This is a genomic window from Planctobacterium sp. R6 (assembly GCF_055755215.1).
The window spans coordinates 55,874-81,943 of record NZ_JBVTQY010000008.1 but is presented as its reverse complement, the minus strand read 5'-3'; the positions used below and the strand labels follow the sequence as shown (position 1 = coordinate 81,943).

Below are 26,070 nucleotides of genomic sequence, written 5' to 3'. Positions count from 1 at the left end.
TAATAACGCGTCCATCAGGACGCGCCCTAATTATTGACGTCTGTGAATAGAATCGTATAAGCCACGGCCCAAACCTGCACCAAAATCAGCCGCAGTCTGAAGTGCACCAATATAACCAAAACCCCACATCAGTGCGCCAAGCACCGGAGCCACTCCACCACTGATGGCTTCAACATCTTCATCAGTGAGCGGTGAGATTGCTTTTTTGTGGTTAATTTCTGCTGCTCTGCATTACTACTGAACAGCTATATCCTACAGCCTGAAATCAAAAATAAAACTGTACCGAAGTACAGGTTTTCGCCCAGAGACACCCAAAATAAGCCTGATCAAATACGGCTACAGTAGGCTACTGTGTTTTAAGCTGGCAATCAAAAAAGGGCCGCAATTGCGACCCGTTTCTTACCAAACATACAAGTTAGTTACCAGATTTTAACTCTGTCTTCCGGCGCCAGATACAGGGCATCTTCCGGACTGATATCAAAGGCCTGGTAGAACTCGGGCACATTGCGCACCGCACCATTCGCTCTGAAGTGGCTGGGTGAATGGGGGTCGGTATCAATCTGATTGCGCAGCGCCTCATCGCGATACTTGTTAGCCCACACCTGGCCAAAACCCAGGAAAACTCTTTGTTCACCGGTGAAGCCATCCATTACCGGTGCTTCTTTACCGTCCAGAGAGAGTTGATAAGCTTTAAGCGCGATACTGATACCGCCAAGATCACCGATATTTTCTCCCAACGTAAATTCGCCATTTACGAAAACACCCGGCAGCGCTTCAAACTGATTGTACTGCTCGATTAATTGCGCCGTGCGATTCTCAAACTCCTGTTTGTCCACATCAGTCCACCAGTTGCGCAACACGCCATCACCGTCAAAAGTGCTACCGGAATCATCAAAACCGTGGCCAATTTCATGTCCAATAACAGCGCCAATACCACCGTAGTTAACAGCATCTTCAGCTTCCATATTGAAAAATGGCGGTTGCAGTATTGCCGCCGGGAAAACGATTTCGTTCATAGGCGGATTGTAATAGGCATTGACGGTTTGCGGGGTCATGGCCCATTCATGTTTTTGTACTGGCCCACTCTGTTTTTCCAACATTTGCTGGTACTGCGCTTCGGACGAACGCATCAGATTGCCGTATAGATCGTTAGCATCCACTTTCAGCAATGAATAATCACGCCACTTGTCGGGATAACCAATTTTAGGGGTAAACTTGGACAGTTTATCCAGCGCTTCTTTTTTGGTGTCTTCTGTCATCCAGGTGAGGTTTTTAATGCTGTCTTCATAAGCCAGCAGCAGATTCTCTACCAGCTTTTCCATGCGCGCTTTTGCTTCCGGCGGAAAATGCTGCTTAACGTAAACCTTACCAATGATTTCGCCGACATGATCATTCAACAAGGAAACGCCACGTCGCCAGAGAGGGCGAGGCTCTTCTACGCCGTACAAGGTTTTACTGTAAAACTCGAAGTTTTGAGCATCAATCTCTTCATTCAGGCGAGAAGCCGTGGCATTGACCAATCCCCACTTCAGGAACGTCTTCCAGTCTGCCATCGGTGTTTGCTGGATAATGTCGTTGAGCTGCTGCATATAATCCATCTGGGTCACCACCAGACCATCCAGATTGGATAATTGCGCCTCTTCGAAAAACACATTCCAGGGGAAGTCAGGCATCACAGTGGTCAGTTCTGGCAACATCACCTTGTTGTACAAAGCCACCATATTGCGGGTTTCTTCTTTTTTCATGTGGTGACCAGCAAGCCTGGTTTCCAGCGCCATAATGGTATTGGCGTTCGCTTCGCCATCACCTAAGCCGGTTAACTCAAACATCTTTGCGATATGGGCCAGATATTTACTGCGGATTTCCTGACTGGCTTCGTCCGCTTTAAAATAGTACTCGCGATCCGGCAATCCCAGGCCAGCCTGCCAGCTGTAAATCATATAGGTTTCCGGATTTTTGAAATCCACATATTGCCCAATGACAAAAGGAGCACCAAAACCATACTTGCTGGCACGCGCAAAATACCTGGCCAGGTCTTCTTGAGATTCAATGGCGTCAATGACAGCCAGTTCACCGGCTAATGGCGTTACGCCCAGCGCGTTACGCTTCTCCATATCCATATAGGAATTATACAAATCTCCTACTTTTTGCTCGTCAGTTCCTTGCGCAAAATCCCCTTCAGCCGAGGCATTGATAATTTCCAATACCTTTTCCTGGGCTTCATCACGCAAAATACCGAAACCACCATAACTGGCTTTGTCAGCCGGGATTTCTGTTTTGTCATACCAGCTGCCATTGACGTAGCGGAAAAAATCATTGCCGGGCCTGACACTGGTATCCATGTTCTCGAGGTAAATACCCGAGCTGTAGGATTGTTCTGCCGTCGCTTTTTGTGCCTGAGGCTGTTCTGATGAGGCGGTTTCCTGTGGCGCTTTGCTGCAACCCGCAGCAGTGAGGCCCAGTGCCACCGCGACACTTAGAACCAGTATGTTTAGCTTCTTCATGGTGTTCCTTAATTATTGTTTTCTGTCGATTACTCAGTGTACTTTCAGCCAGGCAACAAGGCAAAACCAATCACTCACATTTTGTTGAGTGCCCTTAACAAGTCGAAACATTGTGGAGAGTTAAGTTGGAATGGTAACGATGAACAGGCAAAGGGTCAGGATTAGGGTTTATCCGGTTGCTTTTTCAACAGCCCATACATATCGGTGACGTCTGTACCAAACAATGAATCCAGTTTATCGCTGCAGGTTTCGCATAACCCCGTCTCTGAGGGCAACATTTTTTTGTTGCAATGGGTACAGCGGGTTTTACCACTGAACCTGGGTGAGCCTTTTGATAAATCCAGAAACACAATCGATTAGGTAAGTTGATTACAATATTAAAAATATACCGCAAGCTCAGTCCCCACCAGAGTGAGCGATTGCAGCCATAGCCTGTAAGACTTTTCGGACATTTATGTGAGATCAACGAATAAGTATTTAAAAGGTAATATATTTATGCGAACATGCGTTTTCTTGTCCTTTATGCAGTATTATTATGGAAAGAACCCCCTCCGCCACTGAAAGCCTCAATGAATTATCGTTCGAACTGGGATGTATGGTAATACTTACCTTTGTGCTTGGTATCGCTACCGGTTTGCTTATCTGGGGGATAAACGTTGCTGATTTTGTTCAGTTTAACGCTACATCTGTGTTACTAAGTACATTTGCATCAGCCCTGACAATTGGCCTTTATTTTTACATCAGTTACGCCCGTGCCATTTTCAAAAGTCTGAAAGACGTTACAATTCAGGGTAACTAATCCGGTAGTTTGTTTATAACGAGCGCGGTGTTTTGCGAGACACCGATTTCTTCAGGTATGGCTTCGGGCATGATCTGCTCCAGGTTTAGCAACAACGGCACATGAGTTCAGTGTGAATTATTTTTTCCTATATAATTTTTTATTCAGCATTACAGTGTTCTATTTACCGCTGTCTCGTTTCTCATTTTCTGAAGAAAGTACGATTAACCTGAGCATTAACTTCTTAATTTTTGTTGCGATCACGACCATGGTGTATTTCAGAGGCAGATATGCACTGAAAGTTAAAGACGGCTCATTGTATTGCTATAACTTTCCATTTTTGAGCAAGTTCCCATGTGAAGAAATAAAAGAAATGACGTTAAGTAACAAAAACGTCAGGCTGAAACTGAAGGCTAAAGAAGTTGATATAGATTATTTTTTCGGGATTCAACATGCCATTCACACCGATGTTTTGCAGCTCAACGTAGCAACTGAATTCACCAAAAATTAGCGTTTAACTACCCGATTGCATTAAACAAAAAAGGCCGCTTGCGCGTAATGCCAGTCAGTTAAGCTGACTGGCATTTCTTTTTTTAGTCGGATAACGCGCTTTTTTCGGCTTTATCCACCTTGGATAACTCCGTCCTTCTCTTCTTTCAGGCAATATTAAATAAGTCATCGTAGTAATTAACGCTTTGTAGTGTTTTGGGAGATTTCCTGCACTTCTTAATGGTAGCGATGCGAAGTATTGAGTTACCGCCATACAACAACTGGTGAAGCTTAATTGGTTTGGTAAAATATCCCCTTTCTCCCTGGCTGCAATTGTCATGGCATGCCTGATAAGGTTGTAGGACAACAACACACCCCATAGCTCTTGCTCTACCATGTCTGGACGTTTACTGCGTAGAGTATAAACGGAGTTCAGAAGCGATTGCTTCATTTCACGATACCCCATTTCGATTTCCCATCGGTATTGGTACAACTCAACAATCTCCTTACCTGGAAACCTCAGACTGTCGATCATTGATGTTAGTATGTAGTATTCTTTCCCTTTGATTGTCTTGTTCAGCAACCGGGCTTCGATTGTTGCAGGTAAATCTTCAAATCGCTTTCGAGCTTGTGGCGTTGATGTCAGCCGAACCAGGCGATCCCCCTTTCCTAACTCTCGCAGCACCTCAAATTGCAGGTCTTTGCGAGCCGGAATAAGCCAGTGCCGGTGTTCACCAGTAGTATTCCAACGATGGAGTAAACCTAATGAATAATACCCCTTATCAAACAGAGTCCGGGAGTGGTCTGGAGTATCTTCAATGAGTTGTTCTGCCAGAACCATTTCATTCGTACGATAACCGGAAAATACACTATTAATCAGTTGATGGCTGGTGACTTCCATATGGCAAACCATACGTATTTTGGGGAAGGCGTCTTCTGCATATTGGTTGCTCTGACGACCAAACTGTTGATCATTTTCAGGTGTATCCGGAGTGCGCCATACAACACCGTCCACAGCCAGCAAATTTAACCCACACCAGGTTTCAAAGTTATTCTGTTTATAACTGTTGTCTGCCATCAACCGAAAAACTTCTTTAACTGCATCCGCTCCCAATCTTTGTCTGGCCTGCACGACAGCACTTGGGGCAACCAGTGGGGTTTTCCCCGGCAGTGCAATGTCCAATTGATTAGCAATATCCCATACAGATTGTTGCCGGAAAAGGCTCATGCCAATAACTGACCACAATACAACTTCAAGAGGCAGACGCCTTTTTCTTACTGTCGCGACACCGGCATTTTCCAGTGCTTGCGCAATTAGGGTGGGAGATAATAACTCAGAGAACTTTTCAAAAGTGTTAAATGTATTGCAGGCTTTAAGTGTTTCAGCCAAATTTGTTTCAAGATGCACAAAAAAATCCGATGACCTTACGATCATCGGATTTTGATCCTCTTCTGCCGAATGTCAACTTCTTAACTGATCGGCATTACGCTTGCGCGACCTTTTAAAAGTTCAACACGCTGTGGTTAATTACTTCTTCTTTTTTGCCTTTGGATTTGGCAAATCAGTAATAGAACCTTCGTACATTTCTGCCGCCAGGCCGATAGACTCATTCAGCGTTGGGTGAGCATGGATAGTCAATGCGATATCTTCCGCATCTGCACCCATTTCAACCGCAAGGCCGATTTCGCCCAGCATTTCACCGGCGTTGATACCAATCATGGCACCACCTAATACGCGATGTGTGTCTTTGTCGAAGATTAATTTAGTCATACCTTCGGTACGACCAGAAGCAATCGCACGACCAGAAGCCGCCCACGGGAATGTCGCTGTTTCTACTTTTAAGCCCTGTTCTTTCGCTTCTTTCTCGGTAACACCTACCCAGGCAACTTCCGGATCAGTGTAAGCCACTGAAGGAATGCAGCGCGGATCGAAGTAATGCTTCATACCAGAGATAACTTCAGCAGCCACATGGCCTTCATGCACCGCTTTGTGAGCCAGCATTGGTTGGCCAACCAGGTCACCAATGGCATAGATGTTATTTACGTTAGTACGCAGTTGCTTATCAACGTTAATAAAGCCACGATCATCAACGTTTACACCGGCTTTATCAGCGTCAACCAGCTTGCCATTTGGACGACGGCCAACCGCTACCAACACTTTGTCGTAACGCACTGGCTCTTTAGGTGCCTGCTTGCCTTCAAAGGTAACATATAAGCCGTCATCTTTAGCTTCTACAGCAGTCACTTTGGTTTCCAGCATTACGTTGAACTTATCTTTAACGTACTTCTGATAAACCTTGATAATATCTTTGTCGGCCGCCGGGATAAGCTGGTCAAGGAACTCAACCACGTCAATTTCGCTACCCAGCGCGCGATATACCGTACCCATTTCCAGACCGATAATACCACCACCTAACACCAGCATTTTGCCAGGGATGTCTTGCATCTCCAACGCACCGGTTGAATCAATGACGCGAGGATCATCATGTGGGATGAATGGTAAAGTAACCGGCTCAGAACCTGCGGCAATAATGGCGTTGTCGAAGTTAATCGTGGTCACACCGTCTTTGCCGTCAACCACCAGGGTGTTGCTACCAGTAAACTTGCCATAACCCTGAACATGTTTAACTTTACGCATTTTCGACATGCCAGACAGGCCTTTAGTGAGCTGTCCGATAACACTGTCTTTCCAGCCACGAACCTTATCCAGATCGATTTGAGGCTCGCCAAAAGTCACACCATGAGCGGCCATTTCTTTGGCATCATCAATAACTTTCGCAACGTGCAATAAGGCTTTAGAAGGGATACAGCCCACGTTCAGACAAACACCACCCAGGGTGTCGCGCGCGTCTACAAGAATGGTTTCGATGCCTAAGTCTGCTGCACGGAATGCCGCAGAGTAACCGCCTGGACCGGCGCCCAGCACTACCAGCTGAGTTTTAATTTCGCTCATGATGACCTCAAAATTGTGTATTTGGTTGTTCTATCTTGTTCTGCTGCATTAATTGAGGGCAGCAAATAACTCATTGTTCTTGTGGCCTTTCACCCTTTTTCAATGAGGCTTAAGCCATAACTCGGGTACAAACGCCGCAAGTGTAAACAGCAAATGCCATAAAGGCAAAGGCAGGAAGTGATTCCTGCCAATTTCTGTTTACATAACCAGGCGACGGATGTCGCTAAGTACCTCAGACAGGTGCACCGCAAAGCGGGCCGCCAGGGCACCGTCGATAACCCGGTGGTCGTAAGACAAAGATAACGGCAAGGTTAACCTTGGCTCAAACTCTTTACCATTCCACTTGGGTTTCATATCGCTTTTCGATACACCCAATATGGCGACTTCTGGCGCATTTACAATAGGCGTAAACGCGGTACCGCCAATCCCGCCTAAGCTGGAAATGGTGAAACATCCACCCTGCATATCAGCCGCCTTCAACTTACCGTCGCGGGCTTTTTGGCTGATTTCCATCAATTCACGCGAAATTTCAATCACGCCCTTTTTGTCCACATCACGCACAACGGGTACCACCAAACCATTAGGCGTGTCTACCGCAATACCAATATGCACATACTTTTTCAGAATCAGGGCTTCACCCGACTCTGACAAAGAGGAGTTAAAGGTTGGGTATTCCAGCAACGCACTGGCAGCTGCTTTCATGATAAAAACCAGTGGGGTGATTTTCACGCCCAGCTTTCTTTTCTCATTGATGGCATTCTGCTCTTTGCGGAAAGCTTCCAGATCGGTGATATCCGCATCTTCAAATTGTGTAACATGCGGGATAGTGACCCAGTTGCGGTGCAGATTAGGACCAGAAAGCTTCTGAATACGGGTTAATGCCTGCTCTTCGATTTCACCAAACTTGCTGAAGTCGACTTTAGGCTGTGCCAGTACCTGTAAACCGCCTGCGCCTGCTGCCGTCGAGCTGGCGGCATTAGCTTTAGGACGAGACAATTCATACTTCACATAAGACTGTACGTCTTCTTTCAGAATACGACCTTTGCGCCCTGACCCTGACACCTGAGTCAGGTCTACGCCAAATTCACGCGCTAAGCGGCGAATAGAAGGCGAAGCATAGACGCTACCCGACTTCGGCTTTTCGCCGGCAGACGGATGATGTGGCACTGGTGGTGCTTTAGGCGCAGGAGCCGCTGGTGACGGAGCCGGAGCTTCGGCTTTTGCCGCAGGAGCAGACTCACTTTTTGTAGCAGGTGTTTCGCCAGCCACTTCCAGCATGATCACCGGTGAGCCTTTGCTCACCTTATCACCGGTTTTCACCAGCATTTCTTTTACCACACCGGCTTTAGGCGAAGGCACATCCATGGTGGCTTTGTCGGTTTCCAGAGTGATTAAGCCGGTTTCGGCATCAATACTGTCTCCGACACTAACCAGCACTTCGATAACGTCAACATCGGCTGCATCACCAATATCAGGAACAGAGACTTCTATCACGCTGCTGCCTGATGCTGCGGCCGCAGGTTCTGCTTGCGCCTCAGGTGCAGGTGATGCAGCAGACTCTTCACTGGCAGAGCCACCGTCGCTGGTCTCCAGTAACAGCACCAGACTGCCTTTAGAAACTTTGTCACCCACATTAATTTTAAGTTCTTTCACTACACCAGATTTAGGTGCAGGAACATCCATGGTGGCTTTGTCGGTTTCCAGCGTGATCAGGCCATCTTCGGCCTCCACGCTGTCGCCAGCTTTCACCAACACTTCAATCACATCAACATCGGAAGCATCGCCAATATCAGGGACTGTTACCTCAATAACACTGCCACCAGAAGCAGGTTTAGCTGCCTCAGTTTCGCTTTGTTCTGCTTCTGCAGGAGCTGGAGCCGGTGCTTGTTCAGCCTTCTCCGAAGATTCTTCTGATTTAGCGTCTTCGGTATTCGCATCTTCTGAATCCGCTGATTCCATTTTCATAATCAGCTTATCCTGACCCACCTTATCACCTACAGCCACCAGAATTTCGGTGATCTTACCGGCAAAAGGCGCGGGAATATCCATGCTGGCTTTGTCACTTTCTACAGTGATCAGCGAATCTTCAGCTTCTACACTGTCGCCAACACTGACACAGACTTCAATAACTTCGACTTCTTCGCCGCCCACATCCGGGACTAAAACATCATTGCTCATTGCTATTCTCCCGTTTGTTTACGCGTTCAGCGGATTAATTTTGTCAGAGGAAATACCAAACTTGTCGATAGCACCGGTGACCACTTTGGCGTCGATGTCGCCCGCTTTGAGCAACTCAGATAAGGCTGCAAGCACCACGAATTTCGCGTCTACCTCAAAGTGGTTACGCAGGTTGGCACGACTGTCTGAACGACCAAAACCATCGGTGCCCAACACTTTATACGCACCTGGTACATAGGCACGAATTTGCTCGGCAAAGGACTTCATGTAGTCCGTTGCAGCGATAGTCGGACCTTTCACACCGGCTTCCAGTACTTCGGTAACGTACGCTTTTTTCGCTTCGGCCGTTGGATTCAGCATGTTCAGGCGTTCAACGTCTTGTCCGTCGCGGCCCAGGTTGTTGAAAGAAGTCACACTGTACACTTCTGAGGTAACACCAAAATCCTCTGCCAGCATAGTGGCTGCTTCGCGCACCTGCTCCAGGATAGTACCGCAACCTAACAGCTTCACTGACAATTTAGACTTTTTAGCTTCCACCGTATCCAGCTTGTAGATACCTTTGACTATGCCTTCTTCAACACCGTCTGGCATTGCCGGTTGTACATAGTTTTCGTTCATTACCGTAATGTAATAGAACACGTTTTCCTGTTCCTGGAACATGCGACGCATACCGTCCTGTACCACCACAGCCACTTCGTAACCATAGGTAGGATCATAAGTAATACAGTTGGGAATCGTATTCGCCTGAACATGGGAATGACCATCCTGATGCTGTAAACCTTCACCATTTAGTGTGGTACGCCCAGCCGTGCCACCTACCAGGAAGCCACGGGCCTGTGAATCACCAGCCGCCCATGCCAAATCACCAATACGTTGGAAACCGAACATGGAGTAGTAAATATAAACCGGGATCATTGGCAGGTCGTTGATAGAATAAGACGTACCTGCGGCTAACCAGGAAGCCATGGAGCCTAATTCATTGATACCTTCCTGCAGCACCTGGCCTTTTTTGTCTTCGCGGTAATAAGCGACCTGATCAGAATCCTGGGGCTCGTATTTCTGCCCTTCGTGGGCATAAATACCCACCTGACGGAACAAACCTTCCATACCAAAAGTACGGGCTTCATCAGGAATAATAGGTACTACACGCTTGCCGACTTTTTTGTCTTTCAGCATGGCAGTAAGTACTCGTACAAACGCCATGGTAGTGGAGATTTCACGACCATTGGAGCCTTTAAGAACGGCATCAAAAGCACTCAACGGCGGCGCTTCAAGTGTTTCAGAGCTTTGCGGCAAACGCTTGGGCATGTAGCCGTTCAACGACTCGCGACGAGCGCGCAGATAGCGCATTTCTTCGCTGTCTTCTGCGAATTTATAGTAAGGCAGATCAGCCAGTTGTTCATCAGCCACAGGAATATTAAAGCGATCGCGGTATTCTTTGATTGCTCCTGTATCCATTTTCTTCACGTTGTGGGCGATGTTCTTACCTTCACCAGCAGTACCCATGCCGTAACCTTTTACGGTTTTAGCCAGGATCACCTGAGGGCGGCCTTTGGTCTTAGTCGCCTTGTCATAGGCAGCGTATACCTTCACCGGATCGTGACCACCGCGGTTCAGACGCCAGATGTCGTCATCTGACATGTTAGCGACCATTTCTTTTAATTCGGGATATTTACCGAAGAATTTCTCACGGGTGTAGGCGCCACCTTTGGCTTTGAAGTTCTGATATTCACCGTCAACGGTTTCCATCATCAGATCCATCAATTTGCCGGAAGTATCGCGCGCTAACAGTGGATCCCAGTAACGGCCCCAAATCACTTTAATGACTTCCCAGCCGGCACCGCGGAATGTACCTTCCAGTTCCTGAATGATCTTGCCATTACCACGTACCGGACCATCCAGACGCTGCAGGTTACAGTTGATAACAAAAGTCAGGTTATCCAGGCCTTCGCGCGCTGCCAGGCCAATCGCCCCCAGGGATTCAGGCTCATCAACTTCACCATCCCCCATAAAGCACCATACACGCTGATCAGAACAGTCTTTCAAACCACGGTCAGTTAAATATTGTAGGAATCGTGCCAGATAAATGGCCTGCATCGGACCAAGGCCCATAGAGACTGTGGGGAACTGCCAATAGTCTGGCATTAGTTTCGGGTGCGGATAAGAAGACAAACCTTCGCCATTCGCTTCCTGACGGAAGTTGTTTAGCTGGTCTTCAGATAAGCGACCTTCGATGTAAGAACGGGCATAAATACCAGGTGCGGAGTGGCCCTGTACAAACAGGTAATCGCCGCCGCCGTTATCACCCGGGGCACGGAAGAAGTGGTTAAAACCAACATCATAAAGCATCGCTGAAGATTGGAAACTGGAGATATGACCACCTAATTCCAAATCCTTTTTAGACCCTCTCAAGACCATCATCATGGCATTCCAGCGGATCACGTTTCGGATTTTAGTTTCCATAGTCTGGTCACCCGGCATTGTGGGTTCCTGACCAGCGGGAATGGAATTAATATACGCGGTGGTGGATTTATGAGGTAAATGAACGCCACTGCGGCGTGCTTTATCAATCAAAGATTCCAGCAGGAAATGAGCGCGATCTGCGCCTTCTTCTTCCATTACTGCATTGAGTGCGTCTAACCATTCTTGCGTTTCTTGTGGGTCCAAGTCTGGTTGCATCGTATCAGCCATGCTGTGTTCCTATGTTTGTCGTTTTAACCTGAGCAAGCGCCAATTTAAGTTGGTACTTACCATAATAAAAAGGATGAACCGCTAACAATTCATCCTGTAAACTAGTGTGAGCGTTTGCCCCCAACCTCAATACGGCGCAAAGCGCGCTGCATTTGAGTATCCTCTGAATTAATTTCCAGAAGCGTTTTTTCAATAAAGGCCAGATGCTCATTACTGGCTTGTCTGGCCAGCTCCGGATTACCGGAAACAATCGCGGCCACAATTTGTTTTCGTTGCTGATGTATCTGCTGATACTCATCAGGGCGTTTGCGCAATAACGCCAGGTTGCCCTCTATGTTGTCTTTCAATACATCCAGTAAATTACCCATGATGTGCAGCAATACGACATTGTGAGAACCTTTAGCCATACACAGATAAAATTCCACCAGTGATTCAGCCTGCTTTTCAACGCAATCGTCTTTATACGCCACCTCAGTGCGGGTCAACGCCTGATTCAACGCCAGAAAGTCACCTTCATCACCGCGCAACGCAGCATAGTAGGCGGCCATGCCTTCCAGCGCATGCCGAAACTCCAGCAAGTCAAACTGACTCTCCGGATAGGTAGCAATAAGTTGCATCAATGGATCAGTCACCTTTGGTGCTAATTTATCACTGACCCAGGTACCGCCACCTTGTTTGCGCAACAGCAACCCTTTTGCTTCCAGCTTTTGTATTGCCTCACGCAGTGAGGGTCTGGAAACATTAAACTCTTCAGCCAGTTGACGTTCAGGAGGCAGTTTTTGACCGGCCAGGAATTGACCTTCCAACAACATGGCTTCTAATCGTTCAACAATAATGTCAGACAATTTTTTATTTTGAATTTTTTGCATCTGCTTCTGCTGGGTCGAATTAAATCAACCTGAAATTTTCAGCTTAATAAATAGGTAAATTGGTCTTACCAATTTATGAAGGATATCGAATATGACTCGTCAGGTAAAGCCAATACCACCTTCGGATTACATAGTTGTAGTCGTTAAATGCTAAAAAGGCCACGTATTACGTGGCCTTTTTAAGGTTATCAGTGCTGGTCTGACCTCGATTCAATGGTTATTTTTCAATCAACTTATCCAGCCACTTAAGGTCAGTACCGCTGTTACGGCCAACAACAACATCATATTGCGCTTTGCCAGGCGCAGCATGGTACAGGGTTCTTCTGTACAATCCTGGTTATCCGGCTCAACTTCTTCACTGGATTTTGCCACCTGGGTGACGATCTCCTTAGCGCTAATGGTGACATCTAACAGGTATCTGGAAAACGCTTTAACGCCTTGTGTAAAATGCCCCACCAGTAAAAAGCCACAGGCAGACAGACGCGCCGGTATCCAGTCTAATATAGTCAGTACACGCGCAGCAGAATGTCGCGAAGCTTCATCCGGCGCCTGACTTTCCACTATACGGGCTGTCAAATACAGCACGGCCCCGGTACCCCCTAAGATTAAAAACCACACTGCAATGGCAAAATAATAGCGAAAATTAATCCATACCATGTGCTGGCCAAACGAAGTCCCGGTGTCAGGCTGGTATTTCAGTTCATCAGCAAACAAATCTCTGGCAGCAAAGTCGCCACGATTAGACGCCTGCAAATAGCCTTTGTACTTATCGCGGATATGCGGACAACCCACGGCGACAAACAAAATCGCCAGATTGCACAGCAAAATTAGTAACGAACTGTCCAGATACTGAAACAGTGCCCAGGCCAACAACGCAGGAATAGCAACAGCGAGGTAGGATTGCCAGGGTTTATCCGGTGAATACAACCATTGACTGGATTTCATAAAATCCAGATAGGGTAGCATATAGGTTTCACTGCGCCAGATATCAGATTTAGTGGTCAATCTGTCCAATGCGAGCACGAGCAGTAAACTGATCAGGGTCATAAAGTTTCTCTAGTTATTTTTCCAAAGCCTGGCGGTAGTAGCCCCAATCAAAGGCTTCTCCGGGATCGGTTTTCCGGCCAAAGGCAATATCATTATGCCCTACTATACGCGCTAAGTTAATCTCTGGATATTGGACCATTAGCGCTTTAGTGAGTTGCACCAGGGCGTCGTATTGCGCTGCAGTATAGGGGAGATGATCAGTGCCTTCCATTTCCACGCCAATGCTAAAATCGTTACAGCGAGGTTGTCCCTGAAAGACCGACACGCCGGCATGCCAGGCGCGCTCATCAAAAGACACAAACTGACAGATTCGGCCGGTGCGTTCGATAAAACAATGCGCAGAAACCCGCATCTGGTAAATCTCCCGAAAGAACTCGTGTTGCTCAGGATTGAGTTGCCCCATAAAAAACGGCGCCACATACCCCTGGCCAAACTCTCCCGGAGGAAGGCTGATATTGTGGATCACCAGCAAAGTGGGCTTGATACCATCAGGCCTTTGATCACAATGAGCGGTTTTATAGTGGCTGACCTGCTGAATCCAGCCATCAGATATTTTCAATACTTTCACTCCGAGACGTTATGCTCAACAATTATTACACGTTTTTTTTGGAAAAAAGGCCCGGTTTTGATAGTTTTCTTGCGGAGACATAACAAAGGGTGTCAGGAGTAAGCGATTGTCCAGCGAAAATCACAACAGTACCTCAAAATTTGGCACAGCCATGTTCATATTGGCCTGGATAGCGGGTCTTGGCCTGGTAAGTGTGCTGTTTGAAGAGTCATTAATGGCGCAATTCAACCCGAATGAGGCACCTGAATCTCGCTACGAAAACGGCAGACCAACAGTGGTACTAAAACGCAACCGATATGGCCACTATGTGGCGACGGGTCTCATTAATCAGCAGGAAGTGGTGTTTCTGGTGGATACCGGCGCTACCAATGTCTCAATTCCTGCAAATATCGCTGAACAACTCAACCTGAAACCCGGTGCGCCAGCCAGAAGCCAAACCGCTAACGGCACGGTCACCGTGTATCGCACCCAAATCCCTTCGCTGCAGATCGGCAACATTTTGCTGAACAACGTGTCGGGTAATATCAACCCCGGCATGGAAGGCCCTGAGATTTTATTGGGTATGAGCGTACTTAAACAGTTAGAATTTACACAACGTGAAGACATCCTGACCCTTCGTCCGTTATAATTGCAAATTCAGTAAACTAATGAGGTCGCTTTCATCTGTTTGCTGACTTTGATGTACCCCATTCTGCTAGTCTATTTATCGGTATTTGCATGAGCCAACAACAATCTTTACTCAACGACGAAATTTATCATTCTGTCATCACCAGCTTATGTCAGGACCTAGGAATATTTGCGTCTGAGTTTTTTCAACAGGGACTACCGGCGCCAGAGCAGGCCAAAAAAATCTTGCGGGCGGCGTTGCAACGAGATGTAACGGCCAACCTGATTGAACCAGATGAACGCGACAGTGCTTCAGTGATCTGTAAAGAGGCTTGTGTTTTCGTTGGAAAACAATGGGTCGAAACCACCTTTACTCTGCTGGCAGATGATATAACCCTGACCTGGCATACTCATGATGGACAACATCATCAGGCGGGCGACACCTTATTTTCCCTGCAGGGTAATACCCGGGCGATTTTGACCGGAGAGCGTACAGCCCTAAATTTTGCGCAAACCCTGTCTGCGACCGCCACGACCGTCAATCACTATGCCCGGATACTGGACGCCTATAAAACCCAAATTCTGGATACCCGAAAAACCCTGCCCGGATTGCGCTATGGACAAAAATACGCCGTTACCTGCGGCGGCGGTGCTAATCATCGAATTGGTTTGTATGACCGCTTTCTCATCAAAGAAAACCACATTATGGGGTGTGGCTCCATTTCTGCCGCCATTCAAAAAGCCCGTCAAATGCACAGCGATTTACTGGTAGAAGTGGAGGTTGAATCGTTAACTGAGTTGCAGGAAGCGCTGCACGCCGGTGCCGACATTATCATGTTGGACAACTTCAGTTTAAGCGACGTAATTACCGCTGTGGCCATCAACAAGGGACAGTCTAAATTAGAAGTATCGGGCAATGTTGAGGCATCCCGTCTTACTGAAATCGCCGAAACCGGGGTAGATTTTGTCTCTTCAGGTGCTATCACCAAAAATATTCGCGCCATCGATCTTTCGCTGAGGCTCCACAATTAACTGTTTTCCTTCAAATTAGCGCAAAATAGTTGTGAACAGTTTCACATACCTGCCGCATTTTCGGGCTAAAAAACCAACTTTGAGAATCAGTTATCAAAATACATGCTTTATCAAGTGGTTTTTTGTGTCTAATCTTGTCATTACAAACTAAATAGCGGAAAGCGAACTTGCCCAATGCAAATTGCCTTCTATACTGAGTTTGGAAAGTCGGCTTTTTGTTGTAAATCCAATAAATAGCGACTTAACTATAATATGACAGCTAACAACAATGCCGCATAATTGCGCAACTGGAGATAGAAAATGAATCAAGTTAAAAACAACCAAAAAGGTTTTACGTTGATAGAACTGATGATTGTTGTCGCAATTATCGGTATCCTGGCAGCGATTGCACTACCTGCATATCAAAGCTACTCTGCCCGTGCTTCATTTAGTGAAGTCATATCCGCCGCCAGCCCGGCAAAAACGGCGGTTGAAGTTTGTGTGCAAACCGGCTCACCTGCAGACTGCTCAAACCTCACTGTACAGACTGGCTGGACAGCATCATCACTGGTTAACACCATCGCCTTTGGTGGTAGTGCTGCTGACGGTTACACCATTACCGTCACCCCGGCAGCGGGCGTTGTTTCAGGTGTTACAGCAACGGAAACTTATGTTCTGACGGGTACCGTTGCAAATGGTGCAGTAACCTGGGCTCAGTCCGGTGGTTGTCAGGCTGCTGGTTTATGCTAAGCCTCTGATATTGATACAAAAGCCCGGTGAAAACTGGGCTTTTTACGTTAGAGCGTATTGCACCTTCATTTCGTAACAGGATACTCCACTTAAGATTATGGCAGCCAAAGAAGCAGGTAAAATTGAATTCGTCTGGTCGGGGAAAAACAAAAAAGGACAAACCATCAAGGGAGAATTTGTCGCCGACTCACTCAACGAAGCCAAATCTATTTTACGCCGGCGTGGCATTTCAATTTCAAAAATAAAAAAAGCACCCAAACCGCTACTGGGCGGCGCCAAAATTGAAGCACTCGATATATGTAACGTATCCAGGCAAATAGCCACCATGTTGACAGCCGGGGTCACCTTGATTCAAACCCTGGAAATGATTGGTCAGGGACACGACAAAGCCCCAATGCGCAAGATGCTGGGGCACATCACCGCCGAAGTACAATCAGGTAACCCCCTGTCTTCCTCATTGCGAAAATACCCGGATTATTTTGATGACCTGTATTGTGACCTGGTGAAAACCGGAGAACAATCCGGTGCACTGGAAGACATTTACGATCGCATTGCTACTTACAAGGAAAAAGCAGAAGCCCTGAAATCAAAAATCAAAAAGGCCATGTTTTATCCGGTTGCGGTTGTTGTTGTGGCATTTGTCGTGACCACCATATTACTGGTTTTCGTGGTACCGCAGTTTGAGGAGATTTTTGCCGGATTTGGCGCAGAACTCCCCCCCTTTACTCAGTTCGTATTGAATATTTCAAATTTCGTACAGAACAATGGCCCCTTTATCGCCATAGGGATGATAGCCTTTGCTATTGCCTTTAAACGCGCCTACAAAAACTCTCAAAAACTGCGGGACACTTTAGATGCAAAATTACTCAAGGTACCGGTAATTGGTGAAATATTAGTAAAAGCATCCATCGCCCGTTTTACCAGAACCCTATCCACCACGTTTGCTGCAGGGGTGCCACTGATTGAAGCGCTGGAATCGGCCGCAGGTGCCGCAGGCAACGCAGTTTATCGGGATGCCATTCGCTACATGAAGTCTGAGGTCGCAGGCGGTGAACAAATGAACATCGCCATGCGCTCAACCAATGTGTTCCCGCCTATGGTGGTGCAAATGGTGGCCATCGGTGAAGAATCGGGTTCTGTGGATGCCATGCTGGGTAAAATTGCCACAATATACGAGCGTGAAGTGGATGATATGGTGGACGGTTTAACCTCTTTATTAGAACCCATCATCATGGCCGTGCTTGGTGTGGTCATCGGTGGACTCATCGTTGCCATGTATTTACCTATATTCCAACTGGGTATGGTGGTGTAAACTCTGCCCTTCATGCCTAAGAAGAAAAATAATAATGGAAAATCTGTTACTCGTATTTGATGTCTACCCCTGGCTGTTTTGCGTCGTCGTGTTGTTTGTTGGTCTGACAGTGGGCAGTTTTCTCAATGTGGTGATTTATCGCTTACCCGTGATGATGGAACGAGACTTCAGGTGCGCTTGCGAAGAACATTTTCAAACCGATATAGCCGTGTCTGACAAAGCGGCACTGCCGCAAAGATTTAATCTTGCGGTACCGGCTTCAACCTGCCCTGCCTGTGGCCACAAGATTCGCGCATGGGAAAATATCCCGGTACTCAGTTGGATTGCGTTAAAAGCCAAATGCAGTCAATGCCAGACCCCCATTTCCGTGCGCTACCCGGCCATCGAAGCCCTCACCGGTCTGTTATCAGTGGCTTTTGCGCTGTACTTCGGACCCGGTGTGCAGTTGTTGTTTGCATTACTATTTTTATGGTGTCTGATTACGCTGACCTTTATCGATATCGACACTATGCTGTTACCTGATCAAATTACCCTGCCCTTACTGTGGCTGGGCCTGCTGCTCAGTATTGACAATACCTTCGTATCAACCACAGACGCACTTTTAGGGGCCGCGCTGGGTTATTTGAGTTTATGGAGCGTCTACTGGGCGTTTAAATTGCTCACCGGCAAGGAAGGAATGGGTTATGGTGATTTTAAACTCCTGGCCGCGCTTGGCGCCTGGACCGGATATAGTTATTTACCCGTAATCATCATTTTATCGTCGTTTGTCGGCGCACTTATTGGCATTGCCATGATGCTGACCCGGCAATCCGAAAAAGGTCAGGCTATCCCCTTTGGGCCTTATCTGGCTATTGCCGGATTAATCACCTTTTTCTACGGTGACGTTATCGTTAACTTTTACTGGCAACTGATACTCTGATGAGCAACTTTATTGTTGGCCTGACGGGTGGCATAGGGTCGGGTAAAACCACAGTTTCCGACTTGTTTTCACAACACTTTAACATTGACGTTGTCGATGCCGATGTCATTGCCCGGCAGGTAGTGCAACCCGGTACCCCGGCCCTGAGTGCGATCACAGAAAAGTTCGGCCATGCCGTGTTGACCAAAGAGGGTCACCTGGATCGCGCGCAACTGCGGGCGCAAGTGTTTAGCAATACCGAACATAAAAACTGGCTTAACGGGCTTTTGCATCCCCTGATCCGGGCAGAAATGCAATCTCAATGTCTGGCGGCGAAGTCTGCTTATGTAATTTTATCGATCCCCTTGCTGGTAGAGAACCAATTGCAATCCCTGGCGAATCGCGTTTTAGTGGTAGATTGTCCGGAAGAAATACAATTACAACGGGCCAGCCAACGGGACGGGGTTGGAGAAGCGCAAATAAAAAGTATAATGCAGGCACAGGCTGGCAGAAAAGAACGGCTGGCTGTTGCCGATGACGTCCTTGTTAACGATAGCGATACCGGACAATTGCTGACACAGATAGCAAGATTACATAGCCAATATTTAACTTTGGCTGCGGCACATAATGCCACAGCCCCAAAGCAGTAACGAATAATAACCGAATTGAGCCATTTGCATGTCTAACACCGTTTATGAGTTTCCACTCAACGAAAAAGTACGCACATATCTGCGTCTGGAGCAGCTTTTCAAACAGTTGCATTCCGCCAGAGAGTGTTCAGAAGACTGGCAGTTTATTCACTTTTTTGATTGTTATTTTACCCTGCTGGAATTGTTAGAGCGGCTGGACATGCGCACCGATATTCTGAAAGATATCGATAGTCATGAAAAAAATCTGCGCCTCTGGGCACAGCATCCCAAAATCGACAAAGAAGCGCTGGAGTTGGCGCTGCAGCGCATTCTGGAGTTAAAAGCTAAACTGAAAAGCAGCGCCAAAGTAGGTTCGGGTTTGCGCGGTGAGCGCTTTTTGCTCTCAATCAAACAGCGCTTTTCAATCCCCGGGGCGACCTGCAGCTTTGATCTACCCAATCTTCACTACTGGTTAAAACAACCTGAAGCGAATATCAAAGCGGATATCGAGCGCTGGATTGGCGAATTTAGCCTGATCCAGCAAGCCATCGAGATCACCTTGTCCTTTTTACGAGAAAGAGGTCGCTTCGAAGCTGTAGAGGCCATGAAAGGATTCTATCAGGGAGTTGCGGATGACAAAAACGACCTGATCCGTATCCACTGCGGTGCTAACGACAACTATTATCCGACCCTAAGCGGCAATAAATACCGCTATGCTATCCGCTTCATGTTGTTTGAACCTGATGAACTGGGACAGGTATCTGTCGATAAAGCCATCAACTTTAAACTGGCCTGTTGTTAACAGGCATCACTCTTCTAACCTGGTATTCTATTTAATGAAAGTAAACTGCCCTACCTGTCAAACTGAAATTGTGTGGTCCAAAGACAACCAGCACAGACCATTTTGCAGTAAACGCTGTCAACTCATCGACCTGGGTGAATGGGCCGACGAAAGCCACACCATTTCTACCCCCATTACGCAATCCAGTGAAATCAGTATTGATCCTGAAGACATCGAAGAGATGTTGGCTAAACAACAGAATCAGCACTGAAGCCTGGAGACCGTCTAACATTTCCATAGGACCCGGGCGTTCTGCATTTTTACGTATTTCCAGGTGAAGATGAGGCCCGGTGGTCGTGCCGGTGGCACCCACCAGGCCGATAGTCTGCCCTGTGTACCATTTCCATTAACCGAATAAAAGGGTTAAACCAGGTCAACGCGACAGTCAGTCGCCTTATCACAAAGTCGCTGTAAGCCGATGAACTAAATACACAACTGACCAAGCTGCACCACCAGCCCCCGGCATAAATACGCCATAGCAGCAAAACCGAACTATTTGTTGAACTATGTGTTGAACTATGCGTTGTAGCTGTTAACTCTGTTTCCGCCGTTGCCGATGCGATTACAGGTATTATCAATGCGGCAAGAGCAGACAGTGTTACTGTGCCCGGTATGGCGCTGAATTCAATCCAGGAGGGTACCGGCATGAACGGAAAAAGAGCCAAAATCAGCATTGCCCACCAGATATATGTATGTTGTGGAGGTCGCTTTAACGACAACGTCCCCTGAGCATTTTTAGCAGGGTAAGTTCTGTGCTGTTTGGTTTCATCTTACCCCAGTGTGACATATGTCGCAGAATAACAAACAGCGAAGTGCGACACAGGTCGCACTAAAAATAAAATCCGCGGTTGTGGCTCCAGGGATTCCTGAATGAACACCCGGGCTTATGGGCTTGTTGATAATGGTATAATCGTGCTGCCCGAGACGCAACGAAACCCGCTTGCTTATACCTGGTTTCAACGGGTTTAATTAGCCGGCGACATTCAGTTTATCAACGCAGTATTAACACACCATGTTAACTTCCTGATCAATGAGATTTTCCCTCAAGGTCTTATTTCCCCAGGTATCAACATGCCACAGGTTTGCACCATTTCGACCGTTACAATTAAACCATTGTGTCAATACCAAATAACCGTCATCTACCGCTTTATAGTAATCTGGGAACTCTCCACCGTTAAACATAAAGCGCAATTCATGTGGTCGATCTATATCTCCCAAAAACAGAAGTAAATCCTCCTGATTATCCACGACAGTGACCTGTTCTCCCGTAAGCGCCACCAGATAAATTGCGCACCAGGAAGGCAGGCAACCATAGTCATATCCATACTCACTGAAAGCTTCATTCAGATAAAACAATTGATTTTCAGAAAGCGTTGTTTTTATCGCACCATCCAATTCATGCCGCACCTCAAAGCGGGGATTGCTGTCCTGGCTATGCTCTGACTGGTACATGCGGATTTCTACGTACTCGGGAACACCTGAAAACTGATAATCCGCCAGCACTGACTCGTTGATTGACGTTAGACTATGGTAGTTTTGCTCAGCGGCCAAATTGTCCAGGTAGGCAGAGATATCTGTCGGGTTACCAGGGGTCTGGCTATTTTCATCTGACGGATTACTTCCACCTGAGCCACAGGCATTCAACAACAACAAAAGACTACAAATTAGCGCACGTTTCACTTTAACACTCCATGTAAGATTAAGGATTAGCGTCACCGCCAGGTGACTAAAATAACCCGTTAGTGATATTGAACATATACAAAGACGGCTAAAGAGGATTTTAATTCCCTGAAAAAGGAAAAAAAATGCGATATTTTTTACCCCAGGTATGGAGCACATCGTGATACATTTGTTTTATTATTCACGAAGTCCCGAGTTTAACTGGTGAAAGGGCCAATCCGTCCGTAAAATAGGCGTATTCAGCCAGTAACTTAGTCTTGCTATGTCCCACGAGCACACTTCATTTTTATTTGGTTTCAGCAGTATAACTATTGCCAGCGCACTGTTCTTGATTATCATCTTCTGTAATGAGCTGTGCTATCGCATTGGCGTCCTGGTGCAGGCGAGAACTGACGACGAGGTCAAAGCCTTAACGGCCTCGGTGCAGGTGAGCATACTTGGTTTGCTGGCGCTGTTAATAGGCTTTACCTTTAGTATGTCAATGCAACGTTTCGACAACCGCAGTATGGCGTTAATCGACGAAGCCAATGCCATTGGCACCGCCATACTACGAGCGGACCTATTGCCTGCTGAGCAACAAGCCGCCATAAAACCGGTAATGCAAAAATACCTACAGGCCCGCATTGAAATGTCTGGTGTAGACCTGACACTCGCCGAAGACCGGCAGGCCTACAGCCAGCGTATTGCAGCCATCCAGGCAGAACTGTGGTCTCTGGCAATAGCCGCCTCTGAGGCTGACGCGAGGCCCGCCACAACCGGTGCATTCCTGAATTCGTTAAACGAACTGATAGACAGACAAAGTAAGCGCAGTGCGCTGTTAAAAGCTCACGTTCCCGAGCCAATATTGTTGTTATTACTTTTTGTGATTGTGGCCTCTATCAGCATGATGGGTTACTCATCGGGGCTGAGTAATAAACGCGTCTTTGTGCCTTTAGCATTAATCTCGTTCTTAATTACCCTAATAGTGTTCATTATCATTGACCTGGACCGGCCTAAACGCGGATTGATCACCGTAGATCAAAGTGCACTGGTGGAATTGCTTCAAAAGGACACTGATTAGGGATAAGAAAACAAGGTTTTGTGAGGAATTTTCAGCCCGACAACGACTGGCGATCAGACGTCGTTAGCTGTCAAACTGGCTTAGTAACTTGTCAACGATTACGCCGTTCGCCGCAGGAAAATCCACTTCGGGAAGATGGTTGATGGCGACCCAGCGGTACTCCAAATCCTCTTTAGATTCGGGTTCGTTAGCAAATTCAGAGACCGTATACACGTCCAGTAAAACGGTTTTATCGCCATAATCGTGATTAATTTGAATCAGTGGGCTGGCACTGAGTACCTCAATGCCCACTTCTTCCTGAAGCTCTCTGGACAGCGCCTCAGTCATAGATTCATGGGCTTCGCGTTTACCACCCGGGAACTCCCACTTACCGCCCTGATGCGCATCGCTGGCTCTGCGAGTGAGGAATACCTCTTCGTCTCGCAGAATCACGCCAACGGCCACTTCTACCACTTTAGTCATGTCAGCTCAGTTTACCGTGGCATTGTTTGTATTTCTTACCAGAGCCACAAGGACAAGGATCGTTGCGACCAACTTTGGGTTGATTGCGCACTACCTGTTGCTGCCCCTGATCTTCCGACTGGTTTGGAGACTGATGTTCAAAGTTCTTTGGTGCAGCCTGTTCCTGCTGGCGGCGCTTTTCTTCTACCGCATCTACATCCGACTGAGCACGTACCTGTACTTTACTCAGAATGCTGATCACTTCGATTTTCAGGGTTTCCAACATCTGGCTGAATAACTCGAAAGACTCACGCTTGTATTCCTGTTTGGGATTCTTTTGTGCATAGCCACGCAGGTGAATGCCCTGACGCAAATGATCCATAGCCGCTAAATGTTCTTTCCAGTGGCTATCCAGATTTTGCAGCATGATAGCCTTTTCAAAATGCCGTAGTACTGAATCACCAACCTGCTCTTCTTTCTCGGCATACGCTGAATCAATGGCCTGGTGAATTTTTTCACGCAATGATTCTTCATAAAGCTTGTCGTCATCTTCTAACCACCTGGCGATGGGCAAATCCAACAGGAAATCGGCTTTAAGACGCTCTTCAAGACCACTGACATCCCACATTTCTTCCAGGCTTTGTGGTGGAATATACTGATTAATCATATCGTCAACCACATCGTTGCGGATAACGTCTATGGTTTCTTTAATATCGCCTTCGTCCAGCAATTCGTTGCGCTGCTCGTAAATCACCTTACGCTGGTCATTAGCAACATCATCAAACTCTAACAACTGCTTACGGATATCAAAGTTGCGACCTTCGACTTTGCGCTGAGCGTTTTCAATGGCTTTGGTTACCCAGGGGTGCTCGATAGCTTCACCCCGTTCCATTCCCAGACGCTTCATCATGCCAGCCATGCGGTCTGACGCAAATATGCGCATCAGAGGATCTTCTAATGACAGATAAAAGCGCGATGAACCCGGATCACCCTGACGACCAGAACGACCACGCAACTGGTTATCAATACGACGTGACTCGTGACGCTCAGTACCTATGATATGCAAACCACCGGCTTCCAGCACTTTGTCATGCAGTACTTTCCATTCGGCTTTGATCTTCTCGACTTTTTGCGGTTTAGGATCATTGATGGCGGCCACTTCTGCCTGCCAGTTACCACCCAGCACAATATCAGTACCACGGCCCGCCATGTTGGTGGCTATGGTGATGGCTCCGGGTTTACCAGCCTGAGCCACGATTTCAGCTTCCTGGGCGTGGAACTTCGCGTTCAGTACCTTGTGCGGGATCTTTTCTTTTTTCAGTATACGGGACAACAACTCAGAGTTTTCAATGGATACCGTGCCCACTAACGCTGGCTGACCGCGTTTTACACAGTCGCGAATATCTTCCACGATAGCTTCGTATTTTTCTTCCGCAGTCATGTAGATCAAATCCGCCATATCCTTACGTACCATAGGTTTGTTGGTTGGTATAACCACCGTTTCCAGGCCATAGATATGATTAAATTCGAATGCTTCGGTGTCGGCTGTCCCCGTCATACCGGAGAGTTTGTCGTACAGACGGAAATAGTTCTGGAATGTAATAGAAGCTAATGTCTGATTTTCATTCTGGATCTTAACGCCTTCTTTCGCTTCTACCGCCTGATGTAAACCATCGGACCAGCGACGGCCTTCCATAGTTCGTCCGGTGTGTTCATCAACGATAACGACGTCATTGTCTTTTACAATGTAATCAACGTCTTTTTGAAACAGTTTATGGGCGCGTAATGCCGCATTGACATGGTGCAGCAACGAAATGTTGGTAGCGCCATATAGAGATTCTTCTTCCGGCAAAATACCGATGCGATGCAAAATTTCTTCTACGTGAATCTGACCGCGTTCTGTCAGATGGATTTGTTTTGCCTTCTCATCAATGGTGTAGTCACCATCGCCTTCCTGACCTTCTTCGTCTTCTTTATCCTGCTGTACCAGTTCCGGAATAATGGTATTGATGCGACGGTACAGCTCAGAACTGTCTTCGGCCGGACCGGAAATAATCAGTGGCGTTCGGGCTTCGTCAATCAGGATAGAATCCACTTCGTCGATAACCGCAAAGTTGAGTGGACGCTGCACGCGCTCTTGCGGGCTAAAAGCCATGTTGTCACGCAAATAATCGAAACCAAATTCGTTATTGGTACCGTAGGTAATATCCGCAGCGTACGCTTGCTTCTTCTCATCATGGTTCATGCCAGGCACGTTACAGCCGACAGTTAACCCCAAAAACTCAAACAAGGGGCGGTTGCCCTCAGCGTCACGTCGTGCCAGATAGTCGTTAACGGTCACTATGTGCACGCCTTTACCTGATACGGCGTTCAAATAAGAGGGTAATGTCGCCGTCAGGGTTTTACCTTCACCGGTACGCATTTCAGCGATTTTTCCCTGATTCAGTACCATCCCCCCCAACATTTGCACGTCAAAATGGCGCATGCCATAAACCCGTTTACTGGCTTCTCTCACCACAGCAAAGGCTTCTGGTAACAGGTCGTCCAATGTTGCCCCTTCACTCAGTCGATTTTTAAACTCCTGAGTTTTTTCCTTGAGTTGCTCATCAGTAAGACCTTCGTACTCAAGCTCATAGGTGTTGATTTGAGTAACAGCTTTATTTAATTTTTTTAGCGTTCTGTCGTTGCGGCTGCCAAAAACTTTGGTGAGGATATTTGCAAACATTAACTCTTATTTTCCTGATCCGGAGCCTTTAATCAGACAT

General features: G+C 47.1%; 22 protein-coding genes and 1 pseudogene. 11 read left to right on the top strand and 12 right to left on the bottom strand.

What is annotated here, in order from left to right:
* Window positions 1-419 precede the first annotated feature (419 nt).
* Window positions 420-2,504 carry a M13 family metallopeptidase gene (locus tag AC0J20_RS07535; protein WP_473021219.1) on the bottom strand — a complete coding sequence of 695 codons (2,085 nt, stop codon included), beginning with the start codon at window positions 2,502-2,504 and terminating at the stop codon, window positions 420-422.
* 535 nt (window positions 2,505-3,039) lie between these two features.
* Here AC0J20_RS07535 and AC0J20_RS07530 point away from each other — a divergent pair.
* Window positions 3,040-3,303, top strand: coding sequence for a hypothetical protein (locus AC0J20_RS07530; RefSeq protein ID WP_473021218.1), 264 nt, complete (start codon window positions 3,040-3,042; stop codon window positions 3,301-3,303).
* Window positions 3,304-3,457: 154 nt separating this feature from the next.
* Window positions 3,458-3,793: a hypothetical protein gene (locus AC0J20_RS07525; RefSeq protein WP_473021217.1), complete on the top strand. Its 336-nt coding sequence runs from the start codon at window positions 3,458-3,460 to the stop codon at window positions 3,791-3,793.
* Between the two features lie 54 nt (window positions 3,794-3,847).
* Here AC0J20_RS07525 and AC0J20_RS07520 read toward each other — a convergent pair whose 3' ends face one another.
* From AC0J20_RS07520 to ampD, 7 genes are all read right to left on the bottom strand, one after another.
* On the bottom strand, window positions 3,848-5,206 hold the full coding sequence (locus tag AC0J20_RS07520; protein WP_473021216.1) for an IS4 family transposase: 1,359 nt from the start codon (window positions 5,204-5,206) through the stop codon (window positions 3,848-3,850).
* 93 nt (window positions 5,207-5,299) lie between these two features.
* Entirely contained in the window at window positions 5,300-6,724 is a 1,425-nt protein-coding gene (gene lpdA / locus AC0J20_RS07515) for a dihydrolipoyl dehydrogenase (protein ID WP_229528644.1), read from the bottom strand.
* Between the two features lie 198 nt (window positions 6,725-6,922).
* Entirely contained in the window at window positions 6,923-8,908 is a 1,986-nt protein-coding gene (aceF, locus tag AC0J20_RS07510; RefSeq protein ID WP_473021261.1) for a dihydrolipoyllysine-residue acetyltransferase, read from the bottom strand.
* Between the two features lie 12 nt (window positions 8,909-8,920).
* Window positions 8,921-11,593 (bottom strand): pyruvate dehydrogenase (acetyl-transferring), homodimeric type, encoded by a 2,673-nt coding sequence (gene aceE, locus AC0J20_RS07505; protein ID WP_229528643.1) that lies wholly within the window; start codon window positions 11,591-11,593, stop codon window positions 8,921-8,923.
* Between the two features lie 101 nt (window positions 11,594-11,694).
* Complete coding sequence (gene pdhR / locus AC0J20_RS07500) at window positions 11,695-12,462, bottom strand: pyruvate dehydrogenase complex transcriptional repressor PdhR (protein WP_229528642.1); 768 nt, start codon at window positions 12,460-12,462, stop codon at window positions 11,695-11,697.
* Window positions 12,463-12,690: 228 nt separating this feature from the next.
* Window positions 12,691-13,509, bottom strand: a complete 819-nt coding sequence (gene ampE, locus AC0J20_RS07495) for a beta-lactamase regulator AmpE (protein ID WP_473021215.1) — start codon at window positions 13,507-13,509, stop codon at window positions 12,691-12,693.
* 13 nt (window positions 13,510-13,522) lie between these two features.
* Window positions 13,523-14,068 (bottom strand): 1,6-anhydro-N-acetylmuramyl-L-alanine amidase AmpD, encoded by a 546-nt coding sequence (gene ampD / locus AC0J20_RS07490; protein WP_229528640.1) that lies wholly within the window; start codon window positions 14,066-14,068, stop codon window positions 13,523-13,525.
* 160 nt (window positions 14,069-14,228) lie between these two features.
* Between ampD and AC0J20_RS07485 the strand changes: the two genes are divergently transcribed.
* The 8 genes from AC0J20_RS07485 (at window position 14,229) to yacG (ending at window position 20,335) form a co-directional block, all read left to right on the top strand.
* Window positions 14,229-14,705 carry a retropepsin-like aspartic protease family protein gene (locus AC0J20_RS07485; RefSeq protein WP_473021260.1) on the top strand — a complete coding sequence of 159 codons (477 nt, stop codon included), beginning with the start codon at window positions 14,229-14,231 and terminating at the stop codon, window positions 14,703-14,705.
* 89 nt (window positions 14,706-14,794) lie between these two features.
* Complete coding sequence (gene nadC / locus AC0J20_RS07480; RefSeq protein WP_473021214.1) at window positions 14,795-15,715, top strand: carboxylating nicotinate-nucleotide diphosphorylase; 921 nt, start codon at window positions 14,795-14,797, stop codon at window positions 15,713-15,715.
* 300 nt (window positions 15,716-16,015) lie between these two features.
* Window positions 16,016-16,444 carry a pilin gene (locus tag AC0J20_RS07475; RefSeq protein ID WP_473021213.1) on the top strand — a complete coding sequence of 143 codons (429 nt, stop codon included), beginning with the start codon at window positions 16,016-16,018 and terminating at the stop codon, window positions 16,442-16,444.
* Between the two features lie 97 nt (window positions 16,445-16,541).
* The gene (locus tag AC0J20_RS07470) at window positions 16,542-17,756 is read left to right on the top strand and encodes a type II secretion system F family protein (RefSeq protein ID WP_229528637.1); all 1,215 of its coding nucleotides are present in this window, start codon (window positions 16,542-16,544) and stop codon (window positions 17,754-17,756) included.
* Window positions 17,757-17,790: 34 nt separating this feature from the next.
* On the top strand, window positions 17,791-18,675 hold the full coding sequence (locus tag AC0J20_RS07465) for a prepilin peptidase (protein ID WP_473021212.1): 885 nt from the start codon (window positions 17,791-17,793) through the stop codon (window positions 18,673-18,675).
* Complete coding sequence (gene coaE / locus AC0J20_RS07460) at window positions 18,675-19,304, top strand: dephospho-CoA kinase (RefSeq protein WP_229528635.1); 630 nt, start codon at window positions 18,675-18,677, stop codon at window positions 19,302-19,304. Before AC0J20_RS07465 ends, coaE begins: the two co-directional genes overlap by 1 nt.
* A 28-nt stretch (window positions 19,305-19,332) precedes the next feature.
* The gene (zapD, locus tag AC0J20_RS07455) at window positions 19,333-20,085 is read left to right on the top strand and encodes a cell division protein ZapD (protein ID WP_229528634.1); all 753 of its coding nucleotides are present in this window, start codon (window positions 19,333-19,335) and stop codon (window positions 20,083-20,085) included.
* Between the two features lie 34 nt (window positions 20,086-20,119).
* The gene (gene yacG, locus AC0J20_RS07450) at window positions 20,120-20,335 is read left to right on the top strand and encodes a DNA gyrase inhibitor YacG (RefSeq protein WP_229528633.1); all 216 of its coding nucleotides are present in this window, start codon (window positions 20,120-20,122) and stop codon (window positions 20,333-20,335) included.
* Between the two features lie 51 nt (window positions 20,336-20,386).
* Here yacG and AC0J20_RS07445 read toward each other — a convergent pair.
* A pseudogene (locus AC0J20_RS07445) lies at window positions 20,387-20,446 on the bottom strand (hypothetical protein); the annotation flags it as partial.
* A 680-nt stretch (window positions 20,447-21,126) separates the two neighbouring features.
* The gene (locus tag AC0J20_RS07440; RefSeq protein WP_473021211.1) at window positions 21,127-21,804 is read right to left on the bottom strand and encodes a hypothetical protein; all 678 of its coding nucleotides are present in this window, start codon (window positions 21,802-21,804) and stop codon (window positions 21,127-21,129) included.
* Between the two features lie 262 nt (window positions 21,805-22,066).
* Between AC0J20_RS07440 and AC0J20_RS07435 the strand changes: the two genes are divergently transcribed.
* Window positions 22,067-22,864: a bestrophin-like domain gene (locus tag AC0J20_RS07435; RefSeq protein WP_473021210.1), complete on the top strand. Its 798-nt coding sequence runs from the start codon at window positions 22,067-22,069 to the stop codon at window positions 22,862-22,864.
* A 63-nt stretch (window positions 22,865-22,927) separates the two neighbouring features.
* Here the strand turns inward: AC0J20_RS07435 and mutT are convergent, their stop codons facing one another.
* Window positions 22,928-23,326 carry an 8-oxo-dGTP diphosphatase MutT gene (gene mutT / locus AC0J20_RS07430; protein WP_229528630.1) on the bottom strand — a complete coding sequence of 133 codons (399 nt, stop codon included), beginning with the start codon at window positions 23,324-23,326 and terminating at the stop codon, window positions 22,928-22,930.
* A gap of 1 nt (window position 23,327) precedes the next feature.
* Entirely contained in the window at window positions 23,328-26,030 is a 2,703-nt protein-coding gene (secA, locus tag AC0J20_RS07425; protein WP_229528629.1) for a preprotein translocase subunit SecA, read from the bottom strand.
* Window positions 26,031-26,070 lie beyond the last annotated feature (40 nt).